The 19,404-nt window shown below is 69.1% G+C and carries 18 protein-coding genes and 3 pseudogenes; 15 read left to right on the plus strand and 6 right to left on the minus strand.

Annotated features, from left to right (window positions below):
- Nucleotides 1-168 precede the first annotated feature (168 nt).
- On the minus strand, nt 169-486 hold the full coding sequence (locus tag ACZ7LS_RS24060) for a cupin domain-containing protein (RefSeq protein WP_382666510.1): 318 nt from the start codon (nt 484-486) through the stop codon (nt 169-171).
- A gap of 15 nt (nt 487-501) precedes the next feature.
- Here ACZ7LS_RS24060 and ACZ7LS_RS24065 point away from each other — a divergent pair, with 15 nt between their 5' ends.
- From ACZ7LS_RS24065 to ACZ7LS_RS24085, 5 genes are all read left to right on the plus strand, one after another.
- Nucleotides 502-882: a phage holin family protein gene (locus ACZ7LS_RS24065; protein WP_382666513.1), complete on the plus strand. Its 381-nt coding sequence runs from the start codon at nt 502-504 to the stop codon at nt 880-882.
- 8 nt (nt 883-890) lie between these two features.
- On the plus strand, nt 891-1,427 hold the full coding sequence (locus tag ACZ7LS_RS24070; protein ID WP_382522380.1) for a low molecular weight protein-tyrosine-phosphatase: 537 nt from the start codon (nt 891-893) through the stop codon (nt 1,425-1,427).
- Nucleotides 1,424-2,566 carry a cystathionine gamma-lyase gene (locus ACZ7LS_RS24075; RefSeq protein ID WP_382522377.1) on the plus strand — a complete coding sequence of 381 codons (1,143 nt, stop codon included), beginning with the start codon at nt 1,424-1,426 and terminating at the stop codon, nt 2,564-2,566. The genes ACZ7LS_RS24070 and ACZ7LS_RS24075 overlap by 4 nt, the downstream gene beginning before the upstream one ends.
- Before the next feature lie 367 nt (nt 2,567-2,933).
- Nucleotides 2,934-3,827 (plus strand): LysR family transcriptional regulator, encoded by an 894-nt coding sequence (locus ACZ7LS_RS24080; RefSeq protein WP_129767320.1) that lies wholly within the window; start codon nt 2,934-2,936, stop codon nt 3,825-3,827.
- A gap of 52 nt (nt 3,828-3,879) precedes the next feature.
- Nucleotides 3,880-4,359 (plus strand): NUDIX domain-containing protein, encoded by a 480-nt coding sequence (locus tag ACZ7LS_RS24085; RefSeq protein ID WP_382522374.1) that lies wholly within the window; start codon nt 3,880-3,882, stop codon nt 4,357-4,359.
- 44 nt (nt 4,360-4,403) lie between these two features.
- On the opposite strand, the gene ACZ7LS_RS24090 is transcribed toward ACZ7LS_RS24085, so the two are convergent.
- Together ACZ7LS_RS24090 and ACZ7LS_RS24095 are read right to left on the minus strand one after the other, a co-directional pair.
- On the minus strand, nt 4,404-6,206 hold the full coding sequence (locus ACZ7LS_RS24090) for a globin domain-containing protein (RefSeq protein WP_469448868.1): 1,803 nt from the start codon (nt 6,204-6,206) through the stop codon (nt 4,404-4,406).
- 319 nt (nt 6,207-6,525) lie between these two features.
- Nucleotides 6,526-7,164: an HAD family hydrolase gene (locus ACZ7LS_RS24095; protein WP_382522369.1), complete on the minus strand. Its 639-nt coding sequence runs from the start codon at nt 7,162-7,164 to the stop codon at nt 6,526-6,528.
- Nucleotides 7,165-7,241: 77 nt separating this feature from the next.
- Between ACZ7LS_RS24095 and ACZ7LS_RS24100 the strand changes: the two genes are divergently transcribed.
- From ACZ7LS_RS24100 to ACZ7LS_RS24110, 3 genes are all read left to right on the plus strand, one after another.
- Entirely contained in the window at nt 7,242-7,784 is a 543-nt protein-coding gene (locus ACZ7LS_RS24100) for a DUF2269 domain-containing protein (protein ID WP_385130943.1), read from the plus strand.
- A 5-nt stretch (nt 7,785-7,789) separates the two neighbouring features.
- Nucleotides 7,790-8,656, plus strand: coding sequence for a GNAT family N-acetyltransferase (locus ACZ7LS_RS24105; RefSeq protein WP_382522363.1), 867 nt, complete (start codon nt 7,790-7,792; stop codon nt 8,654-8,656).
- A gap of 132 nt (nt 8,657-8,788) precedes the next feature.
- On the plus strand, nt 8,789-9,241 hold the full coding sequence (locus tag ACZ7LS_RS24110) for a GNAT family N-acetyltransferase (protein WP_382666529.1): 453 nt from the start codon (nt 8,789-8,791) through the stop codon (nt 9,239-9,241).
- A gap of 183 nt (nt 9,242-9,424) precedes the next feature.
- On the opposite strand, the gene ACZ7LS_RS24115 is transcribed toward ACZ7LS_RS24110, so the two are convergent.
- Nucleotides 9,425-10,816, minus strand: a complete 1,392-nt coding sequence (locus tag ACZ7LS_RS24115) for a serine hydrolase domain-containing protein (RefSeq protein WP_385130948.1) — start codon at nt 10,814-10,816, stop codon at nt 9,425-9,427.
- Between the two features lie 95 nt (nt 10,817-10,911).
- Here ACZ7LS_RS24115 and ACZ7LS_RS24120 point away from each other — a divergent pair.
- The 4 genes and pseudogenes from ACZ7LS_RS24120 to ACZ7LS_RS24135 all read left to right on the plus strand — a co-directional run.
- Nucleotides 10,912-11,283 (plus strand): annotated as a pseudogene (locus ACZ7LS_RS24120) (VOC family protein); the annotation flags it as partial.
- A gap of 39 nt (nt 11,284-11,322) precedes the next feature.
- Nucleotides 11,323-12,288: an aldo/keto reductase gene (locus tag ACZ7LS_RS24125; RefSeq protein ID WP_382666632.1), complete on the plus strand. Its 966-nt coding sequence runs from the start codon at nt 11,323-11,325 to the stop codon at nt 12,286-12,288.
- Nucleotides 12,289-12,549: 261 nt separating this feature from the next.
- A pseudogene (locus ACZ7LS_RS24130) lies at nt 12,550-12,648 on the plus strand (MerR family DNA-binding transcriptional regulator); the annotation flags it as partial.
- Nucleotides 12,649-12,947: 299 nt separating this feature from the next.
- A pseudogene (locus ACZ7LS_RS24135) lies at nt 12,948-13,902 on the plus strand (alpha/beta hydrolase); the annotation flags it as partial.
- 5 nt (nt 13,903-13,907) lie between these two features.
- On the opposite strand, the gene ACZ7LS_RS24140 reads toward ACZ7LS_RS24135, so the two are convergent.
- On the minus strand, nt 13,908-14,354 hold the full coding sequence (locus ACZ7LS_RS24140) for an anthrone oxygenase family protein (RefSeq protein ID WP_385130949.1): 447 nt from the start codon (nt 14,352-14,354) through the stop codon (nt 13,908-13,910).
- A 91-nt stretch (nt 14,355-14,445) separates the two neighbouring features.
- Here ACZ7LS_RS24140 and ACZ7LS_RS24145 point away from each other — a divergent pair, with 91 nt between their 5' ends.
- Both ACZ7LS_RS24145 and ACZ7LS_RS24150 read left to right on the plus strand, forming a co-directional pair.
- Nucleotides 14,446-15,024 (plus strand): TetR/AcrR family transcriptional regulator, encoded by a 579-nt coding sequence (locus tag ACZ7LS_RS24145; RefSeq protein WP_382666538.1) that lies wholly within the window; start codon nt 14,446-14,448, stop codon nt 15,022-15,024.
- Nucleotides 15,025-15,285: 261 nt separating this feature from the next.
- On the plus strand, nt 15,286-15,849 hold the full coding sequence (locus ACZ7LS_RS24150) for a dihydrofolate reductase family protein (RefSeq protein WP_385130952.1): 564 nt from the start codon (nt 15,286-15,288) through the stop codon (nt 15,847-15,849).
- 199 nt (nt 15,850-16,048) lie between these two features.
- Here the strand turns inward: ACZ7LS_RS24150 and dnaB are convergent, their stop codons facing one another.
- Nucleotides 16,049-17,527, minus strand: a complete 1,479-nt coding sequence (gene dnaB, locus ACZ7LS_RS24155) for a replicative DNA helicase (RefSeq protein ID WP_382522317.1) — start codon at nt 17,525-17,527, stop codon at nt 16,049-16,051.
- Nucleotides 17,528-17,949: 422 nt separating this feature from the next.
- Here dnaB and ACZ7LS_RS24160 point away from each other — a divergent pair, with 422 nt between their 5' ends.
- Nucleotides 17,950-19,287 (plus strand): MATE family efflux transporter, encoded by a 1,338-nt coding sequence (locus tag ACZ7LS_RS24160; protein ID WP_385130955.1) that lies wholly within the window; start codon nt 17,950-17,952, stop codon nt 19,285-19,287.
- Nucleotides 19,288-19,404: the final 117 nt, after the last annotated feature.

Here is a 19,404-nt window from a genome sequence, read left to right on the forward strand (position 1 = left end):
TGTCCCCTGATCCGACCCTGAGGCGGACCTGAGGGTCGGACGGCGGACGGACGGGGACGGCGAGGCGGCGGGACGGACGGTGGGGGAAGCGGCGGGCGGATGGACGGGAGGGACAGGAAGGGAGGGGCGGGGAGGGGAGGAAGGGCGGGAACGGCGCGGGGGCGGCGGTCAGCCCTCGGGCGGCGAGAACACGACCATCACCCGCAGGTCCTCGCTGATGTGATGAAACTTATGCGCGGTTCCGGCCGGGACGTACACCACACTTCCCCGGCTGACCTGTGTGGTCTCCATCCCGACGGTGAGCGAGGCACGGCCGCTCACGACGAAGTACACCTCGTCCTGCCGGTGCGGCTGCTGCGGATCGCTCCCGCCGGCGTCCAGCGCGTACAGCCCCACGGACATGTTGCGTTCCCGCACAAACTGCAGATACGCCCCGTCATTGGCGGCACGTTCCGCCTCCAGCTCATCCAGTCGGAATGCCTTCATGCCACGATCAGACACATGAAGAATTTCCTCGTCAAGACGATCGCCAACGCGGGCGCCCTGGCAGTCGCGATCTGGCTGATCCAGAGCATCACCCTGACCGGCGACAGCACCGGCAAGAAGGCCCTGACGCTGGTGCTCGTCGCCCTGCTCTTCGGCCTGATCAACTTCATAGTCAAGCCGGTGGTGCAGTTGCTGACACTGCCGCTGTTCATTCTGACGCTCGGGCTGATCACGCTGGTGATCAACGCCCTGATGCTGCTGCTGACCTCGTGGCTCGCGGACACGCTCGACCTGGGCTTCCATGTCGAGGGCTTCTGGACAGCCGTACTCGGCGGCCTGATCATCTCGATCGTGTCGTGGGCGCTGAACATCGTGCTCCCCGACGGCAAGGACTGAGCGGCCCCATGACCTCTCCCTACCGCGTCTGCTTCGTCTGCACGGGCAATATCTGCCGCTCGCCCATCGCCGAGTCCGTCTTCCGCGCACGCCTGACGGAAGCCGGTCTCGACGGCCTGGTCGAAGTGGACAGCGCGGGCACCGACGGCTGGCACGAAGGTGACGGCGCGGACCCGCGCGCCGTCACCGTCCTCGACGCGCACGGCTACGGCAGTGACCACACCGCACGGCGGTTCCACGCCTCGTGGTTCCCGCGGCTCGACCTGGTGATCGCACTGGACGAAGGGCATCTGCGCGAGCTGCGGCGCCTCGCGCCGACGCCGGAGGACGCGGCGAAGGTACGCCTGCTGCGCTCCTACGACCTGTCCCTCGGTCCCGCCCCCGATCCTTCCCGCGGCCTTTCGGGCGAACCGTCCGGCGGCCTCGGCGTACCCGACCCGTACTACGGCGGGAGCGCCGGGTTCGAGGAGTGCCTGGAGATGGTGGAGGCGGCGAGCGAAGGGCTGCTCGCCACCGTACGGAACGCGATCGAGAAGGCGGCATGAGCGAGCGAGGAGACGGCATGAGCATCGGGGACGGCACCCGAGCGGTACGGGCCGGGCTGCCCGACCCCGTGAAGTACGAACCGACCCTGCCTGGACCGGTCTTCGCCGCCCACTACCATCTGCCGGGCGAGCCGACGGGACCGTACACCTACGGCCGGGACGAGAACCCGACCTGGACCCACCTCGAACGCGCCATCAGCGAGCTGGAGGCGCCGGGGGAGCCGGCCGAGACCGTCGTCTTCGCCTCCGGGATGGCCGCGATCTCGGCGGTGGCCTTCTCCCAGCTGCGGGCCGGTGACGTGATCGTTCTGCCGGACGACGGCTACCAGGCCCTGCCGCTGCTGCGGGAGCGCCTGGAGGCGTACGGCGTGACCGTACGGACCGCGCCGACCGGTGCGGACGCCCAGCTACGCGTTCTGGAGGGGGCGCGGCTGCTCTGGATCGAGACACCGTCCAACCCCGGCCTGGACGTCTGCGACATCCGGCGGCTGGTGAAGGCTGCGCACGCCGTGGGCGCGCTGGTCGCCGTCGACAACACCCTCGCCACCCCGCTCGGCCAGCGACCGCTGGAACTGGGCGCGGACTTCTCGGTGGCCAGCGACACCAAGGGCATGACCGGCCACGGCGACATCCTGCTCGGCCATGTCACCAGCGGGAATCCGGAACTGGCGGCGGGTGTACGGCGCTGGCGCAAGGTCGTCGGGGCGATCCCCGGGCCGATGGAGGCCTGGCTCGCGCACCGCTCACTGGCCACGCTCCAGCTGCGCGTCGACCGGCAGTGCGCCGGCGCGCTGGTACTGGCGCGAGCGCTGGAGGCGCGCGCCGACGTCGAAGGGCTGCGCTACCCCGGCCTGCCCGGCGACCCCTCGTACCGCGTCGCCTCCCAGCAGATGCGGCGCTTCGGCTCCGTGGTGTCGTTCGTGCTTCCCGACCGGGAGTGGGCCGAACGCTTCCTGGACGGACTGCGGCTGGTCGACGACGCGACGAGCTTCGGCGGCGTACGGTCCACGGCGGAACGGCGCGGACGATGGGGCGGCGACGCCGTACCGGAAGGCTTCATCCGCTTCTCCGTCGGAGCCGAGGATCCCGAAGACCTGGTCGCGGATGTACTGCGGGCGCTGGACGAGGCGGCTCCCTGAGCACAGCCCCTGTGGCATGCCCCCCACGCCACCCCGCGCGCTCTCCGGGTCCGCTGAGCCCGCTGGATTCCGCGCGTGACGCGCGCTCTCCGGGCCCTTCGGGTCCTCCGGGTCCTCCGGGCCCTTCGGGTCCTTCGGGTCCTCCGGGTCCTCCGGGTCCTCCGGGTCCTCCGGGCAGACGGTCCGAGCCTCCCCCCTCATGGCTCGGACCGTCCCAGGTTCCACGCGCGGAGAACCATTTGCCCAAGGCTAGTTGACTCTGCGTCAGTGTCCAATCACAGTAGCGACAGCGACCTATCGACTTATTTATAGTTGACTGTCCGGAGTTGCCGCGGGGGCCGGAGGCTCAAGACGGGAGAGCGGGAACATGGACCTGGCCCTGCTGCGCACCTTCGTCACCGTGCACCGCGCAGGCTCCTTCACCCGCGCCGCGGCCCTGCTCGGCCTCTCCCAGCCCGCGGTGACCGGCCAGATCAGAACCCTGGAACGACAGCTCGGCCGGCCCCTCTTCCTGCGCCAGGCGCGCGGCGTGACCCCCACCACCATCGGCGACGAACTAGCCCAGCGCGCCGCGCCCCATCTCGACGCGCTCGTCGAGATCGCCGAGACCGGACTCGACGAGGAATCCGGCGTACGGACACTCCACCTGGCCGGACCACCGGAGTTCACCTCCCTGCGAGCCCTGCCCGCGCTCACCCCGCTCACCACCCAGGGCCTCGCCCTGCGCACCTCGTTCTTCGGCAACCCCGAAGAGGCCCTGGAAGGGCTGGCCGCCGGACACCACGATCTGGCCATCACCACCACCCGGCCACGCGGCGGACTGCTCACCTCGACCCCGCTCTGCGACGAGGAGCACGTACTGATCGCCGCACCCCGCTGGGCCGCGCGGCTGGGCCACGACGTACTGCGCGAGGGCCAGGTGGTGCTGGAACAGCTGCCCGTGGTGGAAGTGCACGAGTCCCTCCCGCTCGTCTCCCGCTACTGGGCGAGCGTCTTCGAGTCCCAGCCGGCCGCCGCCGGCACCGTCATCGCCCCCGACCTGCGGGCCGTCCTCGAATGCACGGCGGCGGGCGCCGGACTGGCCGTACTGCCCCGCTACCTCTGCGAAGGAGCGCTGGAGCGCGGAGAAGTGGTCGCACTGCTCGATCCGCCCGTGCCCCCGCTGCGCACCTACTTCCTGGTCGTACGCACCGGCACCCTCACCCTGCCGCCCGTCGCACGGGCACACGAATGGCTGCTGCGCGCCGCGGAGGAGTGGTAAGGGAAGAACCGGCGGGAGTTTCAGAAGGCGAATCCCGGGCGAACCTCTTCCCATGACCGAAAGGCCCGTGGTCAAGCGCACCGCACGCGCCGTCCTGCTCGACGGCGACGAGCTGATTCTGATCAAACGCACCAAGCCGGGAGTCGATCCCTACTGGCTCACCCCCGGCGGCGGAGTGGAGCCGACGGACGCCACCGTCGTCGACGCACTCCACCGCGAAGTCCACGAAGAGCTCGGCGCCAAGGTCATGGATGTGGTGCCCTGCTTCGTCGACACCGTGGAACACATCGCCGACGGCGGCGTGACCGGCGTCAAAGTGCAGCACTTCTTCGTCTGCCGGCTGGCGTCGATGGACCCCTCGCAGCGGCACGGCCCCGAGATCGAGGAGCCCCACGGGGAGTACGAGATCGTCCGGGTGCCCTTCAGCCGCGTCGGGATCGCCGCCGTCCACCTCGTACCGCTGTCACTGCGGCACTACCTGGACGGCAATATCGAGGGCGTACGCGCGATGCACGCCCCCGACCTGGGCTGAGACCGGCGCGGCCGGCCCCAGGCCCCTCTCCCACCAGGCAGGACCTAGCCGATCGCCGCCACCAGCTCTTCGAGGGAGTCGTGACGGATCCGCTCCAGCGGGATCCCGGCTCCCTTGAGCGCGTCGAGACTGCTGCGGATCATCCCCGGCGGCCCCGACAGATACGCGTCGTACTCATGCCAGGGGCCGTAGTCGCGCACCGCCTCCGGAAGCCGCCCCGTAAGCCCCTGGCTGGGCCCCTCCGCGACCACCGGACGCACCGCCAGCCACGGATGCACGCTCTGGAGCCGCAGCATCGTCTCGATGTCGTACAGATCCTCGTCATGGCGCGCGCCGTAGAAGACCTCGACCGGGCGCCGGTGCCCGTGCTCGGCGACATCCTCGACGAGCGCCTTGATCGGCGCTATGCCCGTACCGCCGCCCAGACAGAGCAGACCGTTGTCCGTGCTGTGGTCGACCGTCATCGAACCGGCAGGCGGGCCGAGACGCAGAACGTCGCCGGGACGGGCGTGATGGACCAGCGCGTTGGAGACCCAGCCCGCCGGAACCGCCTTCACGTGGAAGGACAGCAGACCGTCCGGGCGAGGCGCGGAAGCGAACGAGTAGTGCCGCCAGACCCGCGGCCACCACGGCGTCTCCAGGCTCGTGTACTGCCCCGCCACAAACGGATACGGCTGGTCGGGGCGGACCGTGACGACAGCGATGTCGGACGTGCGCAGATCGTGCGAGACCACCTCGGCCTGCCACCACGCCGGCGCGTGCCGTTCGTTCTCAGCCGCCGCGTCGATCATGATCTGCGAAATCGTGGTGTACGTCCTGACCCAGGCGCCCTCGGTCTCGTCGTCCCAACTGGCGGAGGCATAACGGGACAGCGCGCCCAGCAGCGCCTCGCCGACGGCGGGATAGTGCGTGGCCTGTGTGCCGTACTTCCGGTGCCCCCGGCCCAGCTGCCGGAGATAGCCCGTCAGCACGTCCGGGGAGTCCATATGCTCGGCGGCGGTCAGCAGCGCCTTGAGGAGCCGGTCGCGCTGCGCGTCCATGGCGACGGGAAACAGCGCGCGCAGATCCGGGTGACGGACGAAGAGCAGCGAGTAGAAGTACGAGGTGACCTGGTCGGCGACCGGAGCGATCTCCGCCAGCGTACGGCGGACAAGGACCGCGTCCGGAGAAGCGTTCGGGTCGTCCGCGGGAGCGGAAGGGCCGGCGGAAGCGGAAGGCGTGGCCGGGGCCGGGGTGGACGGCTGTGGCGCCGGAACCTCGGGAGGCAGCGCGCCCGACACCGGTGCGCCCGACGCCGATGAGCCCGCCTCCACCGCTCCTGGCGGCACTTCTTCCGGCAGGGCCACGGAGGCCGGTTCAGCGCCGCTGCCGGCCGCCGTGACGGGATCGGTAGCGGCTACGGCGGAGTCTGCGACGGCCGTGACGGGATCGGCGGGCTCGGCGGGATCCTCGTGGACCGGCGGATGAGGAGCCGGTCCGTCCCCGCCGCGTACCCCCTTGCCGCGCGGCCGGAATGCCTCGGGCACATCATCCACGGGCCCCGGCTGCCGTCCGGCCGCCGTATCCGTCCGTGCCTCATGTCCCGTGGCGCGTTCACGCGAAGAAGGAGCGGAACGAGCCGCCCCGGAGCCCACCGGGCGTATGGAGGCAAGCGAGCGAATCGGGACGGGTATTCGCTCCCGGCCCGTTGCCTCCTCCGCGCCGCCCGTGGTCCCGGAGTCCGGCCGGCTCTCGCTCTTCGGCGCCCTACGGGGGGCGAACCAGCCGCCTCCTCCGCCGTCTCCAGAAGTGCCGTTGTCGGCCGACGTGGTGGTCGGAGCGTCCATGGTGTGCCTCGCCTCGAACATCTTTCGGTCGGTCTGCGCACTTCCGCTGGCCCGGAATACGCTAGCAATTCCCCGCTCTGACTAGGACTGTTGATACCTCACGTTAACCTCCCCCGAAGCCCCAATCCGGGCACAAGGTGAAGGAGTGCGACATTGTCCGCAACGCCTGCACACGCAGCATGACATGCGAACTCGCCACAGGGGACAAAGAGCGCGAAGTCCGGGCATCCACACCGGATTTACCGTTAGGCTGCATCGCTCCTGTGCTCATTCGCCGAATTCCGGCCGCGTTTCCCGCGGCACCTCCGGGTCAGAGTATTACTGCCGCCGCCGTACCGGTTCACTGGAGGCGGACCAGTTCGTAGACCTCACGCAGATCACCCCCCGTGTACGTGTGTGTGGCGAGCCCCGACAGATGGTGGTCCGCATTCACCGCCACCGCCCGGGGCACCGCGGCGAAGATCTCCGCGTCCGACATCGAATCACCGTAGGCGACACAGTCGTCCAGGCTCACCCCGAACTCTGCACACAGCCGGTTCGCGATCTTCACCTTGGCGGCGGGGTTCAAAATGCCCGCCCGGTCCACCGGCTCGGTGAAAGGCAGCACCGGCCAGCGGGAACCATACGCGGCATGGGCACCCCACTCCAACAGCCGCGCGACAAAGAAGTCGGGCGACAGGGAGATAACAGCGCAGTAATCCCCCCGCTTCCGGATATCCGCCCAGACCTCACGGATACCCAACAGCCAGGGCGCACCCTCGAAAGCCGCCGCCACCTGCACCGTAGTGAGTTCGGCCCACAGCTCCCGGGCCCGCACCGCGAACTCGTCCGGCGCCAGCCCGAGGGACAGGAACTCACGCTCCAGCTCCGCGATTTCGGCCCCCAGTCCCAGCTGCCGCGAAATCTCCACGGCCGCCGCCGAACCACGGATCAGCGTTCCATCGAGATCGAAGAGATGAAGTCTGCGCACGCTCGCCATGTACGCCGAGGTTAGTACGCACGGTTACTCCCACGGGCAGACGCCCCCAGGCCCCGCCGCCAGGCACCGTGTTTCACGTGAAACAACTCAAGCGGCGCCCGCGCCGGGCCCTCCTCGTCACGCATGTCGCCACATCCGTGAGCTGGCTGGGACTCACCCTCGGCCTCCTCGCCCTCGGCGTCACCGCCTTCATCACCGACGACGCGACCACCACACAGGCCGCCTACCGCGCCATGAAGATCTTCGCCGACTGGCTGATCATCCCCATCGCCCTGCTCGCCCTCCTCAGCGGAGTCCTGCTCTCACTCGGAACCCCCTGGGGCCTGGCCCGACACCGCTGGGTGTGGACCAAGTTCTGGCTCACCCTGATCACCCTCGCGGCAACCGTCTTCGCCCTGCGGCCGGGCATCAACGACGCCGCGGCCGCCGGACTCCCCGACAGCAGCCTCGTCGCCGCGCCCATAGTGGCGAGCTGCGCCTATTTCTTCATGACAGCGATCTCCGTCCTCAAGCCCTGGGGACTCACACGGCGTGGAAGGAGGCTGCAGCGCCCCGCTACATCCCGTCGGATCACTTCTCGTAAAGCGGTGGACGAACGATCATCTGCTCCGACAGCCTGACCCTTATGCCGACACCGCTCTCCGCACAGCCGATCCGCCGTCTGACCATGAGCGACCTCCAGTCCTGCGCAGACCTCGCCGAGGACCGCGACTGGGCACGCGAGGAGCGCAGATGGGGCCTGCTGCTCGCGGCGAGCACCGCGTACGGCATCGACGACCCGACGGGCAACGGACTGGCCGCCGTCTGCGTCGTCACCTCGTACGGCCCCGCGGACCGTCCGGAACTCGCGGCCATCGGCATGCTGCTCGTCGCCGGACGGCACGCCCGACAGGGGCTCGGGCGGCGCCTCATGAACCACGCGCTGCACGAGGCCGGAGACACCCCGCTCACGCTTTACGCCACCTCGTTCGGACGCCCGCTCTACGAGAAGCTCGGCTTCACCGACATCGGCGAGGCCGAGACGCTCCTCGGACACCTCCGGTCACCGGAGCACCCGCCACAGGTCGCCACTCGCCCCGCGTCCGCCGGCGACCTGCCGGCCCTTGTACGCCTGGATACCGAAGTCCTCGGAGCGGACCGCACCCATCTCATCGCGCGGCTCCCCGCCTTCGCCGACCGAATCAGAGTCGCGGAGGAAGGCTCCACCCTCATCGGATACGCGGCGATCTGGCCCACCCCGGCCGCCGATGTCATCGGCCCCGTGATCGCCCAGGACACCGAGACCGCGAAGGCGCTGATCTCCTCGCTCGCCACCGGCTCGGACCGACCCGTACGTACCGTCATCGACCTGCGCCACACAGAACTGCTGAACTGGCTCAAGGACCACGATCTGAAGCCGGTCACCCTCACCACACTCATGGCATACGGCGACCGGGGCCTGCCCGGCGACCGATCCCGGCGGTTCGCACCGCTGAACATGGCCACCGGCTGAGTCTGCCCGTCCTGCCCGTCCGGCCAGGACGCCCGGAAGCCACACGGCGCCATGGTGCAGGCCACCGGGCCGCAGACCGGTCACAGCCTCCGTCCGAGTCCTGCCGCCGACCCCAGGCGTACGCTGCGGATCATGAGCGATCTGAACATACGGCCTGCCCTCCCCGACGACATCCCCGCCATCGTGGCGATGCTCGCGGACGACCCTCTGGGTGCCCAGCGCGAATCACTCGACGACCTGGCCCCCTACACCGAGGCCTACGAACGACTCGCCCGCGACCCGAACCAGCACGTGGTGGTGGCGGAACGCGACGGCCAGGTCATCGGCACGCTCCAGCTCTCGATCATCCCTGGTCTCTCCCGGCGCGGCGCCACCCGCTCCATCATCGAAGCCGTACGCGTCCACGCCGACGAGCGCGGCAGCGGACTCGGCACCCGCTTCATCGAGTGGGCGGTCGATGAATCCCGCCGCCAGGGCTGCCAGCTGGTCCAGTTGACCTCCGACGCCAGCCGCACCGACGCCCACCGCTTCTACGAGCGGCTCGGCTTCACCGCCTCACATGTCGGTTTCAAGATGAATATCTGAGAACCGCATCCTTGCCGATGACACCTCGTCGCCTGCTGCGAAGCCGGCGAAACCGTCATCCGGGCGGTGATCCACGGTCACCGGAACGAACTCACGTCAATCCGAGCGTGCGGCTTTGAGCCGCACGCGCTCTACCGCCGACTGACCGGCACGCCCGGTTTCACGTGAAACATCGCGGTCGCCCTACTCCCCGAAATCCCCGAGGCCGAGCCAGCCCCTCGCGTCCACACCCCCGGGCACCGCGTCGCCCGGCTCATACGGCTGACGCGTAAAGACAAACGACCCGAGGTCGAGATGGCTCACCGAGCCGTCAGGGCGCCGCACCACCCGCAGGGTCTCCCCCGCGTAGTAGCCATCAAGCCCTCGCCAGTCGCCGTCCGGCCGCACCACGAAGCGGGAACCACGTCCGCCTCCGCGTAGCAGGGTCAGCTCCAGGCCCCGGTCCGACGACCACTTCAGCGCGTAGGGCTGCGTGCCCCAGTACCACGGCCCGGTGAGAGCCAGCAGCTCCGGCCGGGCCTCGGGCAGCGGACGCCACGGTTCGGGCATGCGAGGCTCCGCGTCCGCCACAATGCCGATGAGCTCGGCCGCGACCGCCCCGGCATACGGCCCCGAGGTGACATTGGCCAGCACCACCGCGGCCACGTCCTCCTCCACGCTGACCCACAGACCAGCGACAAAGCCGGGCAGCGAACCCGTATGCCCCACCAGCGTCCGGTCCTCTCGCCAGACAAGCTGCGTTCCGAGCCCGTAGCCGCCGTTCCGCTCCCCGGCCTCGGGCGGCACGGCCGGAGTCCGCAGCTCTCGTACGGATTCCGCGCTCAGGACCCTCTCGTCCCCCTCCGAGAGGAAGACCGCGAAGCGACAGAGATCGGCGGCCGTCGACCAGAGCTGACCGGCGGGGGCCATCAGCCCCAGATCCTCCACCGGCTCCGGCAGCATCACATCGGCCCAGGGATGCACGGCCCAGCCACCCGCGTGCGGAGCCACCGGCTGAGCGGACGTACGGCCCATGGACAACGGCTCAAGAACCTCGCGCCGCAGCACCTCCTCCCAGGACGCCCCCCGCACGGCCTCCACCAGCGAACCGAGCAGCGTGAAGCCCGGATTCGAGTAGTGGTGGCGCCGCCCCGCCGGGTGCACCACGGGCCGCTCACCGAGGACGTCCGCGAGCTCCGGACGGAGCGAACCCGGTGTCCGCTCCCACCAGGGCGCCGGAGCCTCCGCACGCAACCCCGCGCTATGCCCCAGGAGCTGAGCGATCGTGACCTCGCCCACCCCGGTACCCGGAAGGTGCTTCTCCAGCGGGTCATTCAGATCGAGCAGCCCCTCATCACGCAGCCGCAGCACCAGCACGGCGGTGAACGTCTTGGTGATCGACCCGATCCGGTACTGCGTATCCGCGTCCGGAGCATGCCCCTCCATGCAACTACGGGCCCCCGTCCACACCATCCGCCCTTCCCGCGCCACCGCGGCGACCAGCGACGGGGCGCGGCCCTCGGCCTGAGCTCGGGCGATGCGATGCGACAGAGCTCGACGCGTGCTGGGCAAGAGCTCTTCGGGAGATGAGGTCATGCTCCACATCTACCGGCGACAGCACGTCCAGTCGACTTCTTTTCGCACCACGGAATCATCTGGACAGAAACGGCCGGAATGATCAGAGTGACCGCATGACATCCCTGGTACGCCACATCACCATCGACTGTGCGGACGCCTACGCCCTGGGCGGCTTCTGGGGCAAGGTCCTCGACGCCTCCCTGGCGGACGACGACCAGCCCGGGGACCCGGAAGCACTGCTCGTGTCAGAGGGCGCCGCGTTGCTGTTCATCCAGGTGCCCGAGGGCAAGTCCGCCAAGAACAGGGTTCATTTGGACCTCCAGCCCCAGGACCGCACCCGCGACGAAGAGGTGGACCGTCTCCTCGCCCTCGGCGCCACCCTCGTGGGCGACCACCGCCGCCCCGACGGCAGGGGCTGGGTCACCCTCGCGGACCCGGAGGGCAACGAATTCTGCGTAGAACGCGGCGCCGCGGAACGAGCGGCCTGACCCACCATCCCGACCAACCATGACGTGAGGAGCACTGTGCACTACCGCGAGCTGGGACGCAGTGGACTGTCGGTGTCCGAGATCGGCTACGGAGCCTGGGGCATCGGCGAGTCCGGCTGGGTGGGCGCCACGGAGGACGAGTCCGTACGCGCGCTGCACCGCGCCATCGACCAGGGCGTGAATTTCATCGACACCGCGCGCGGTTACGGCGAGAGCGAGCGGATCGTGGGCCAGGTGGTCCGTGAGCGGGCCGGCGACCAGGTGTACGTGGCGACCAAGGTGCCACCGAAGAACCGCGTCTGGCCGGCCCCCGACGGGCTGGACCCCGCGGAGACCTTCCCCGGCGCGCATATCCGCGACAGCCTGGAGACCAGCCTGCGCGTCAGCGGCCTGGACCACTTCGACGTACTGCAGTTCCATGTCTGGAGCGACGAATGGGCCGGGCGCGGCGACTGGCTGGAGACCATCGCCGAGCTGAAGCAGCAGGGGAAGATCCGCCTGTTCGGCGTATCCATCAACGACCACCAGCCCGACAATGCCCTCGCCCTGGTCCGCAGCGGCGTGGTGGACACCGTCCAGGTCATCTACAACATCTTCGACCAGGCCCCGGCCGACACCCTGCTTCCCGCCTGCCAGGAACACGGAGTCGGCGTGATCGTCCGGGTGGCCCTGGACGAAGGAGGCCTGACGGGGCGCATCACGGCCGGAACCACCTTCCCCGACGGCGACTTCCGCGCCCGCTACTTCCGCGACGACCGTCCCGCCCAGGTCGAGCGGCATGTCAACGCCATCACGACCGAGATGGGCATCGCCCCCGATGAGATCGCGGAAACCGCGCTGCGGTACGTGCTCAGCGCACCCGCCGTCTCCACCGTCATCCCCGGCATGCGCACCGTACGGAACGTGGAGCGCAACACCGCCGTGAGCGACGGGCGCCTGCTCACCGACGACCAGCTCACCCTGCTCGCCAAGCACCGCTGGCAGCGCAACTTCTACGCCTGACCCCAGGGCCGCCTTGGCCCCAGCCGGACGGCTGCCCCGGTGGGGACGCGCAACGCGCGCCCCCCGGGGACATCGGACTCCCGGACCAGGGACACGCGATCCGGCCGCCCTTCCGTCGAAAGGTCCTCGATCGTCTTGACCAGGCCGTAGCGGCATGGTTTCCCATGGGTCCGTCGGCGCGTCCGCGTCGCCGGAAACCCGGGTCTGAGGGATGTCGTGGGATGAAGTACCAGTCAGCTCGCTGAACTCGCCGGCACGACGTTGCGCGCGATCCGCCACTACCACGAGGTCGGCCTGCTCGCCGAGCCCGAGCGCCGGGCCAACGGCTACAAGAGCCACGGCGTGGCCCACCTCGTCCGCGTGTCGCGGATCAAGCGCCTGACCCAGCTCGGGCTCTCGCTGAAGCAGATCGCCGAGCTGGGCGATGCCGACGAACTCCCCCGAGGACGCGCCGCGCGTGCTGGACGCCGAGCTGGCCGCGACCATCGAACGGCTGCGACGGATACGCGTCGAGCTCGCCCTGCTCCTGCGCGAGACCGCGCCGACCGATCTCCCGCCCCGGCTGGGCAGAGCCGTCGCCGACGCGGACATCTCGGCAACCGAACGTTCGCTGGCCGTCGTGCCGGCCCAGGTGCTCCCTCGCCCTCGCCGTCGCCGCGATGGCGGCGGCCGCGATCCCGGGGGTGTCGGCAGCCGCGACGCCCAACACCGTGCGATGGGGCCCGTGCCCGGCGGATGTCGCCTTGCCCGGTCTGGAGTGCTCGACACTCGACGTCCCGCTCGACTACCGGAACCCGGACGGGCGGAAGATCGCGATCGCGATCGCGATCGCGATCGCGATCTTCCGCGTGGCGAGCAAGAAGCCGGCGCAGCGCCGCGGCGTCCTGTTCACCAATCCGGGCGGGCCGGGCGGGACAGGGCTCAATTTCCCGGCCCTTGTCGCGGCAGCCGGTCTCCCGCAGAGCGTGCTGGACGCCTATGACGTGATCGGGTCCGACCCGCGCGGCGTCGGCCACAGCACACCGGTGACGTGTGATCTGACACCGGAGCAGAAGGCACGGGGCAACTTCCCGCCGTACGCGCACACCGCGGCCGACGTCGCGAAGCAGGCCTAGTATGCGAAGACCATCGCCGGGCAGTGCGCCAGTCGGGGACGGCGTGGATGCTGCCCTACACCACCACCGCGAGCACCGCGCGTGACATGGACCGGATACGGGCGGCGCTGGGCGAATCGAAGCTCTCGTACCACGGTGTCAGCGTGACGTCGCGGTCGACCGCGTCCGGTACCCGATGCTGGGCGGGTCAACGGCCGGCATCGGGCCGTGTGCGTACTGGCCCGACCCGATCGACGAGCCGCAGGTGACCATCGGTGACCGGGGCCCGTCGGACGTGCTCATGGTGCAGAATCTCCGCGACCCGGGGACACCGCTGGCCGGCGCCCAGAAGCTGCGGAGGGCATTCGGTGACCGGGCCAGGATGGTGACGGCCGACCAAGGCGGCCACGGTGTCCACCCGTTCGGCCGGAACACGTGCGCGAACAACGCGGTGACGGCATTCCTGACCACCGGACAACGCCCCGCGCGCGACCTCGCCTGCGCGGCAGAGCCCGGCCCGCGGGCTCAGGCGAGGGCGGCGGCCAGCAGGGCGAAGGCGGCGATGATGACGGCGACGCGGACGTAGTGGAAGCGGTCCCAGCGGTTCATCTGCTCCTTCCAGTCGGCCGGCAGGCCGTCGGCGGTCCACGTCTTGACCCGGTTGTTGATCGGGACGAGCAGCAGGAGCGACATGATCACGCTCAAGATCAGCAGCGCGGCGGCGGTGACGACGAGGCCGGCGCCATGGTGATGCCATCCGGCGACAGCCCAGATGGTGGCGAGGACGAGCGAGCCGATGTACCAGAACGGCATCACGGCGCCGAGCATCCGGGCCCCGTGGGTGCGGCCGCGCAAGCCGTTGTCACCGGGGAGTCCGTTGAGGATCCGGTTGATGACGAAGGCGACGGAGAACTCCACCCCCACCATCAGGCCGACGACCACGGTGGTGAAGACCCCGAGTGCGTTGAGCATGATGATCCCTCCTAGAATCTAGTGTTGCTAGATGATGAGGCAACGCTAGATCTACTGTCGCTCGATTGTCTAGCGATGCTAGGATCGCATCATGTCGGTACAGGAACGCAAGGAGCGCGAACGGGCGGGCCGCGAGCGCCTCATCGTGGCGACGGCCCGCGAACTCGCCGAGCAGCAGGGCTGGGACGCGGTCACGACCCGCCGGCTCGCCGAGCGCATCGAATACAGCCAGCCCGTCCTCTACAGCCATTTCCGCGGCAAGCGCGAGATCATCGGCGCCGTCGCCCTTGAGGGCGCCTCCGAGATGGCCGCGGCGCTGCGGGCCGCGACCTCCGCCGCGGACGGCCCTCGCGACCGGGTCACCGCCCTCGCTCGCGCTTACCTCGACTTCGCCGAGCACAACCCGGCGGTCTACGACGCCATGTTCCAGCTCGACGGCGGCCTGGCGTTCGCGCACGAGGACACCCCGGAGCAGCTGAAGGACGCCTTCGCCGCCCTGCTGGATAGCCTCGGCGAGGTCGCCGGGGACGGAGTCCACCCGGCACTCTTCACCGAGGTGTTCTGGGCGGCCCTGCACGGGCTGGCCACCCTGACCCGGGCGGGACGGCTGCCGCCGCCGGACGCCGAGCGGAGGATCTCGCTGCTGGTGGACCGGCTCGCCATGCTCTGACACACCGTCCGAACGGACAGGCAGCCGTAGGGTCTCGCCGCCGATGCCATGTCGATCTACTGTGACCTGCTGGTTCTCTGTTGTCTCACCGCGATGTCACTCAAGATCAGTCTCAGATCGATGCCATTTCCTCGGCGGAACGATGAGTCCGCGGCTGAGCCACCGAGCACGAGGACTACAGGTGAACTCAGGGCGCACCAATGAGTTTCCCGCGCCGCGCCGGTCTGTACGCGTGAGACCGACTCACGGAAGGCTGGCGCCATGCGGAAACTGATCTACGGCATGAACCTGTCCCTGGACGGCTACATCGCCGCGCCCGGCGACGACATCGGCTGGAGCGTGCCGAGCGACGAGCTGTTCCAGTTCTGGTCCGACCAGTTGCAGGCAACCGACCTGACGCTGTACGGGCGCAAGCTGTGGCAGACGATGAGCTCCTACTGGCCGACCGGCGACCAGCAGCCCGACGCCACCCCGGCGGAGATCGAGTTCGCGCGCCGCTGGCGGGACATGTCGAAGGTGGTGTTCTCCTCGACGGCCGACAAGGTCGACTGGAACACCCGCCTGGTCACCGGCGACGCGGTCGCCGAGATCACCCGGCTCAAGGCCGAGGACGGCGGCCCGATGGACATCGGCGGCGCGACGCTCGCCGGGGCGGCCATGCGGGCCGGGCTGATTGACGAGTACGTGCTGGCCACCGCGCCGGTCCTGGTGGGCGGCGGCACGCCGTTCTTCACCGCGTTGGACAGCTGGGTGAACCTGAACCTGGTGGAGACGCGGACGTTTCCCGGCGGCGTGGTCCTGACCAGGTACGAGACGAGGCGCTGAGCAGCTACCCGCTGTCTCACGGCTCGGATGGGTGTTTCCTCGGCTTCGTCGGCGGTGCGGAGGGCGGTGTGGTGGCTGGCTCCGCGCCGTGACGGGGATCCGCTCATGCTCCTGACTCACGAAGACGGCACAAGTGCCACCGATGTGCCATCGAGTCTGAGATTGTGCCGCGAAATTTGAGACCCTACACAGCCGGGGCTCAGGTCTGGGCCATGTCCACGAAGCGCGAGTAATGGCCCTGGAACGCCACCGTGATCGTCGCCGTCGGGCCATTACGGTGCTTGGCCACGATCAGGTCGGCCTCTCCCGCGCGCGGTGACTCCTTCTCGTACGCGTCCTCGCGGTGCAACAGGATCACCATGTCCGCGTCCTGTTCGATCGAACCCGACTCACGCAGGTCGGAGACCATCGGCTTCTTGTCCGTACGCTGCTCAGGACCACGGTTCAGCTGCGACAGCGCGATGACCGGCAGCTCCAGCTCCTTGGCCAGCAGCTTCAGGTTTCGCGACATGTCCGAGACCTCCTGCTGGCGGCTCTCGGCCCGCTTCGAGCCACCCGACTGCATCAGCTGCAGGTAGTCGATGATCACCAGCTTCAGCTCGTTCCGCTGCTTCAGCCGTCGGCACTTCGCCCGGATCTCCATCATCGAGAGGTTCGGCGAATCATCGATATAGAGCGGGGCCTGCGAGACATCCGGCATACGACGAGCCAACCGGGTCCAGTCCTCGTCCGTCATCGTGCCCGAGCGCATATGGTGCAGCGCCACCCGCGCCTCCGCCGACAGCAGACGCATCGCGATCTCATTGCGCCCCATTTCGAGCGAGAAGATCACACTCGGCAGATTGTTCTTGATCGACGCGGCCCGCGCGAAGTCCAGAGCCAGCGTGGACTTACCCATGGCGGGACGGGCCGCGATGACGATCATCTGGCCGGGATGCAGCCCGTTCGTGAGGGAGTCGAAGTCCGTGAAGCCGGTCGGCACGCCGGTCATCTCGCCGCTGCGTGAGCCGATCGCCTCGATCTCGTCGAGCGCGCCCTCCATGATGTCGCCGAGCGGCAGATAGTCCTCACTGGTCCGCTGCTCGGTGACGGCGTAGATCTCGGCCTGGGCGGAGTTGACGATCTCGTCCACATCGCCGTCGGCCGCGTATCCCATCTGCGTGATCTTCGTGCCGGCCTCGACAAGCCGCCGCAGCACCGCCCGCTCATGGACGATCTCCGCGTAGTACGAGGCGTTGGCCGCCGTGGGCACCGACTGGACCAGCGTGTGCAGATACGACGGCCCGCCGACACGGGTGATCTCGCCCCGCTTGGTCAGCTCGGCCGCCACCGTGATCGGGTCGGCCGGCTCCCCCTTCGCGTAGAGGTCGAGGATCGCCTGGAAGACGGTCTCGTGCGCGGGGCGGTAGAAGTCATGCCCCTTGATGATCTCCACCACGTCGGCGATGGCGTCCTTGGACAGCAGCATGCCGCCGAGAACCGACTGTTCGGCATCGAGATCCTGTGGCGGCACCCGCTCGAACCCAGGAGACCCGCCGTCCCAGGCGCCACCGTCCCGGCCGCGCTCGTGCTGCTCGTCGCGGCCCCGGCCCTCACCACGGCGCTGCCGGGAGACAGGCAGACGGTCGCTGGGACCGGCGTCGGTCCAGGGGTCGTCCAATGGCTCGGGAATGCTCACCGGCCACCTCCTCACGTCCGCTCAGCGGACCTCGCCGTGCCACTCTTTCTACGGCACGACACTGACAAAACGAGAGGCCTGACTCCGGTTCCGGCGCGTCGGACGCCGGTCCACGGTAGGCCCGCGGGCACCGTCAGCCAATCTGGTTATCCACAGGCCATGTGGACGACCGATCAGATGCTGTGGAGAACCCCGGCGAACCTGTGCACGGACCGGGGGACAGCACTGTGGACAAACTCATAACGACCCCGCCACACCCACTCTGAGCTGGGGTTTTTCCGTCCACCGGCTGTGGGGGAGAAAAACTTTCCCGACTGGACCAAGATCAGAACAAACGGCACACAGCCGAGCCTTCACCGGGCACCCCAGTAAGGATCCCTGACGCCTTGCAGCACTTACCTGTGGAAGATTAGATTGAGCGCATGACAAAGGCTCCCGCGATATCCAGGACTGCCCCACGACGCCACGATCGCGAGATCATCGCCCTCGCCGTTCCCGCCTTCGGCGCCCTCGTCGCCGAGCCGCTCTTCGTGATGGTGGACAGCGCGATCGTCGGCCATCTCGGCACTCCCCAACTCGCGGGCCTGGCGATCGCGGCGGCCCTGCTGACGACCGCGGTGAGCATCTTCGTCTTTCTCGCCTACGCCACCACCGCGGCCGTGGCCCGGCGCGTCGGCGCCGGCGATCTCCAGGCCGCCATACGCCAGGGCATGGACGGCATCTGGCTCGCCCTCCTGCTCGGTGCGGCGGTCATCGCCGTCACACTGCCCGCCGCGCCGTGGCTCGTCGGCCTGTTCGGGGCGTCGGACACGGCCGCCCCGTACGCGGTCACCTATCTGCGGATCTCCAGTCTCGGTATCCCCGCCATGCTGGTCGTGCTGGCGGCCACAGGTGTACTGCGCGGACTCCAGGACACCCGGACACCGCTGTATGTCGCCATCGGCGGGTTCGGTGCCAACGCGGTGCTCAATGTCGTGCTCGTCTACGGTGCCGGTCTCGGGATCGCCGGTTCCGCCTGGGGGACGGTGCTGGCCCAGTGCGCCATGGCCGCCGTCTATCTGATCGTGGTGGTCCGGGGAGCGCGCCGGCATGGCGCGTCGTTGCGACCCGACGCGGCGGGGATACGGGCGAGTGCTCAGGCCGGCGTGCCGCTGCTGGTTCGTACGCTGTCGCTGCGCGCGGTTCTGATGATCGCCACGGCGGTCGCCGCGCGTCTGGGAGACGCGGATGTCGCGGCCCACCAGATCATTCTGTCGCTGTGGAGCCTGATGGCTTTCGCGCTCGACGCGATCGCCATCGCGGGGCAGGCGATCATTGGCCGCTATCTGGGGGCAGGTGACACTCAGGGCGCCCGGGATGTCTGCCGTCGCATGGTTCAGTGGGGTGTCGCGGCGGGCGTGCTGCTCGGCGTACTGATCGTGGCGGCGCGTCCGCTGTTCATTCCGCTGTTCACCGGTGACCAGGTGGTGCAGGACACGCTGCTGCCGGCTCTGCTGGTGGTGGCCGTCACTCAGCCGGTCTCGGGGATCGTTTTCGTGCTCGACGGTGTACTGATGGGCGCCGGGGACGGCCCGTATCTGGCGGGAGCGATGCTGGTGACGCTGGCGGTCTTCGCCCCGGTCGCTCTGCTCGTTCCTGCCTGGGGCGGCGGACTGACGGCCCTGTGGTGGACGATGGGGCTGATGATGGGCGTCCGCATGCTGACGCTCTGGCTACGTACCCGGTCGGGTCGTTGGCTGGTCACGGGCGCCACCCGCTGACCGGAGAGCGCGATTCACGTTTCACGTGAAACGTCCATGTTTCACGTGAAACATGGATCGCAAACGCATACGCGCACAGTCCCGGATCTCGGGGCGACGGAAGCAACTGCGAGAGGG

This window comes from Streptomyces sp. NPDC039430, from assembly GCF_055639435.1.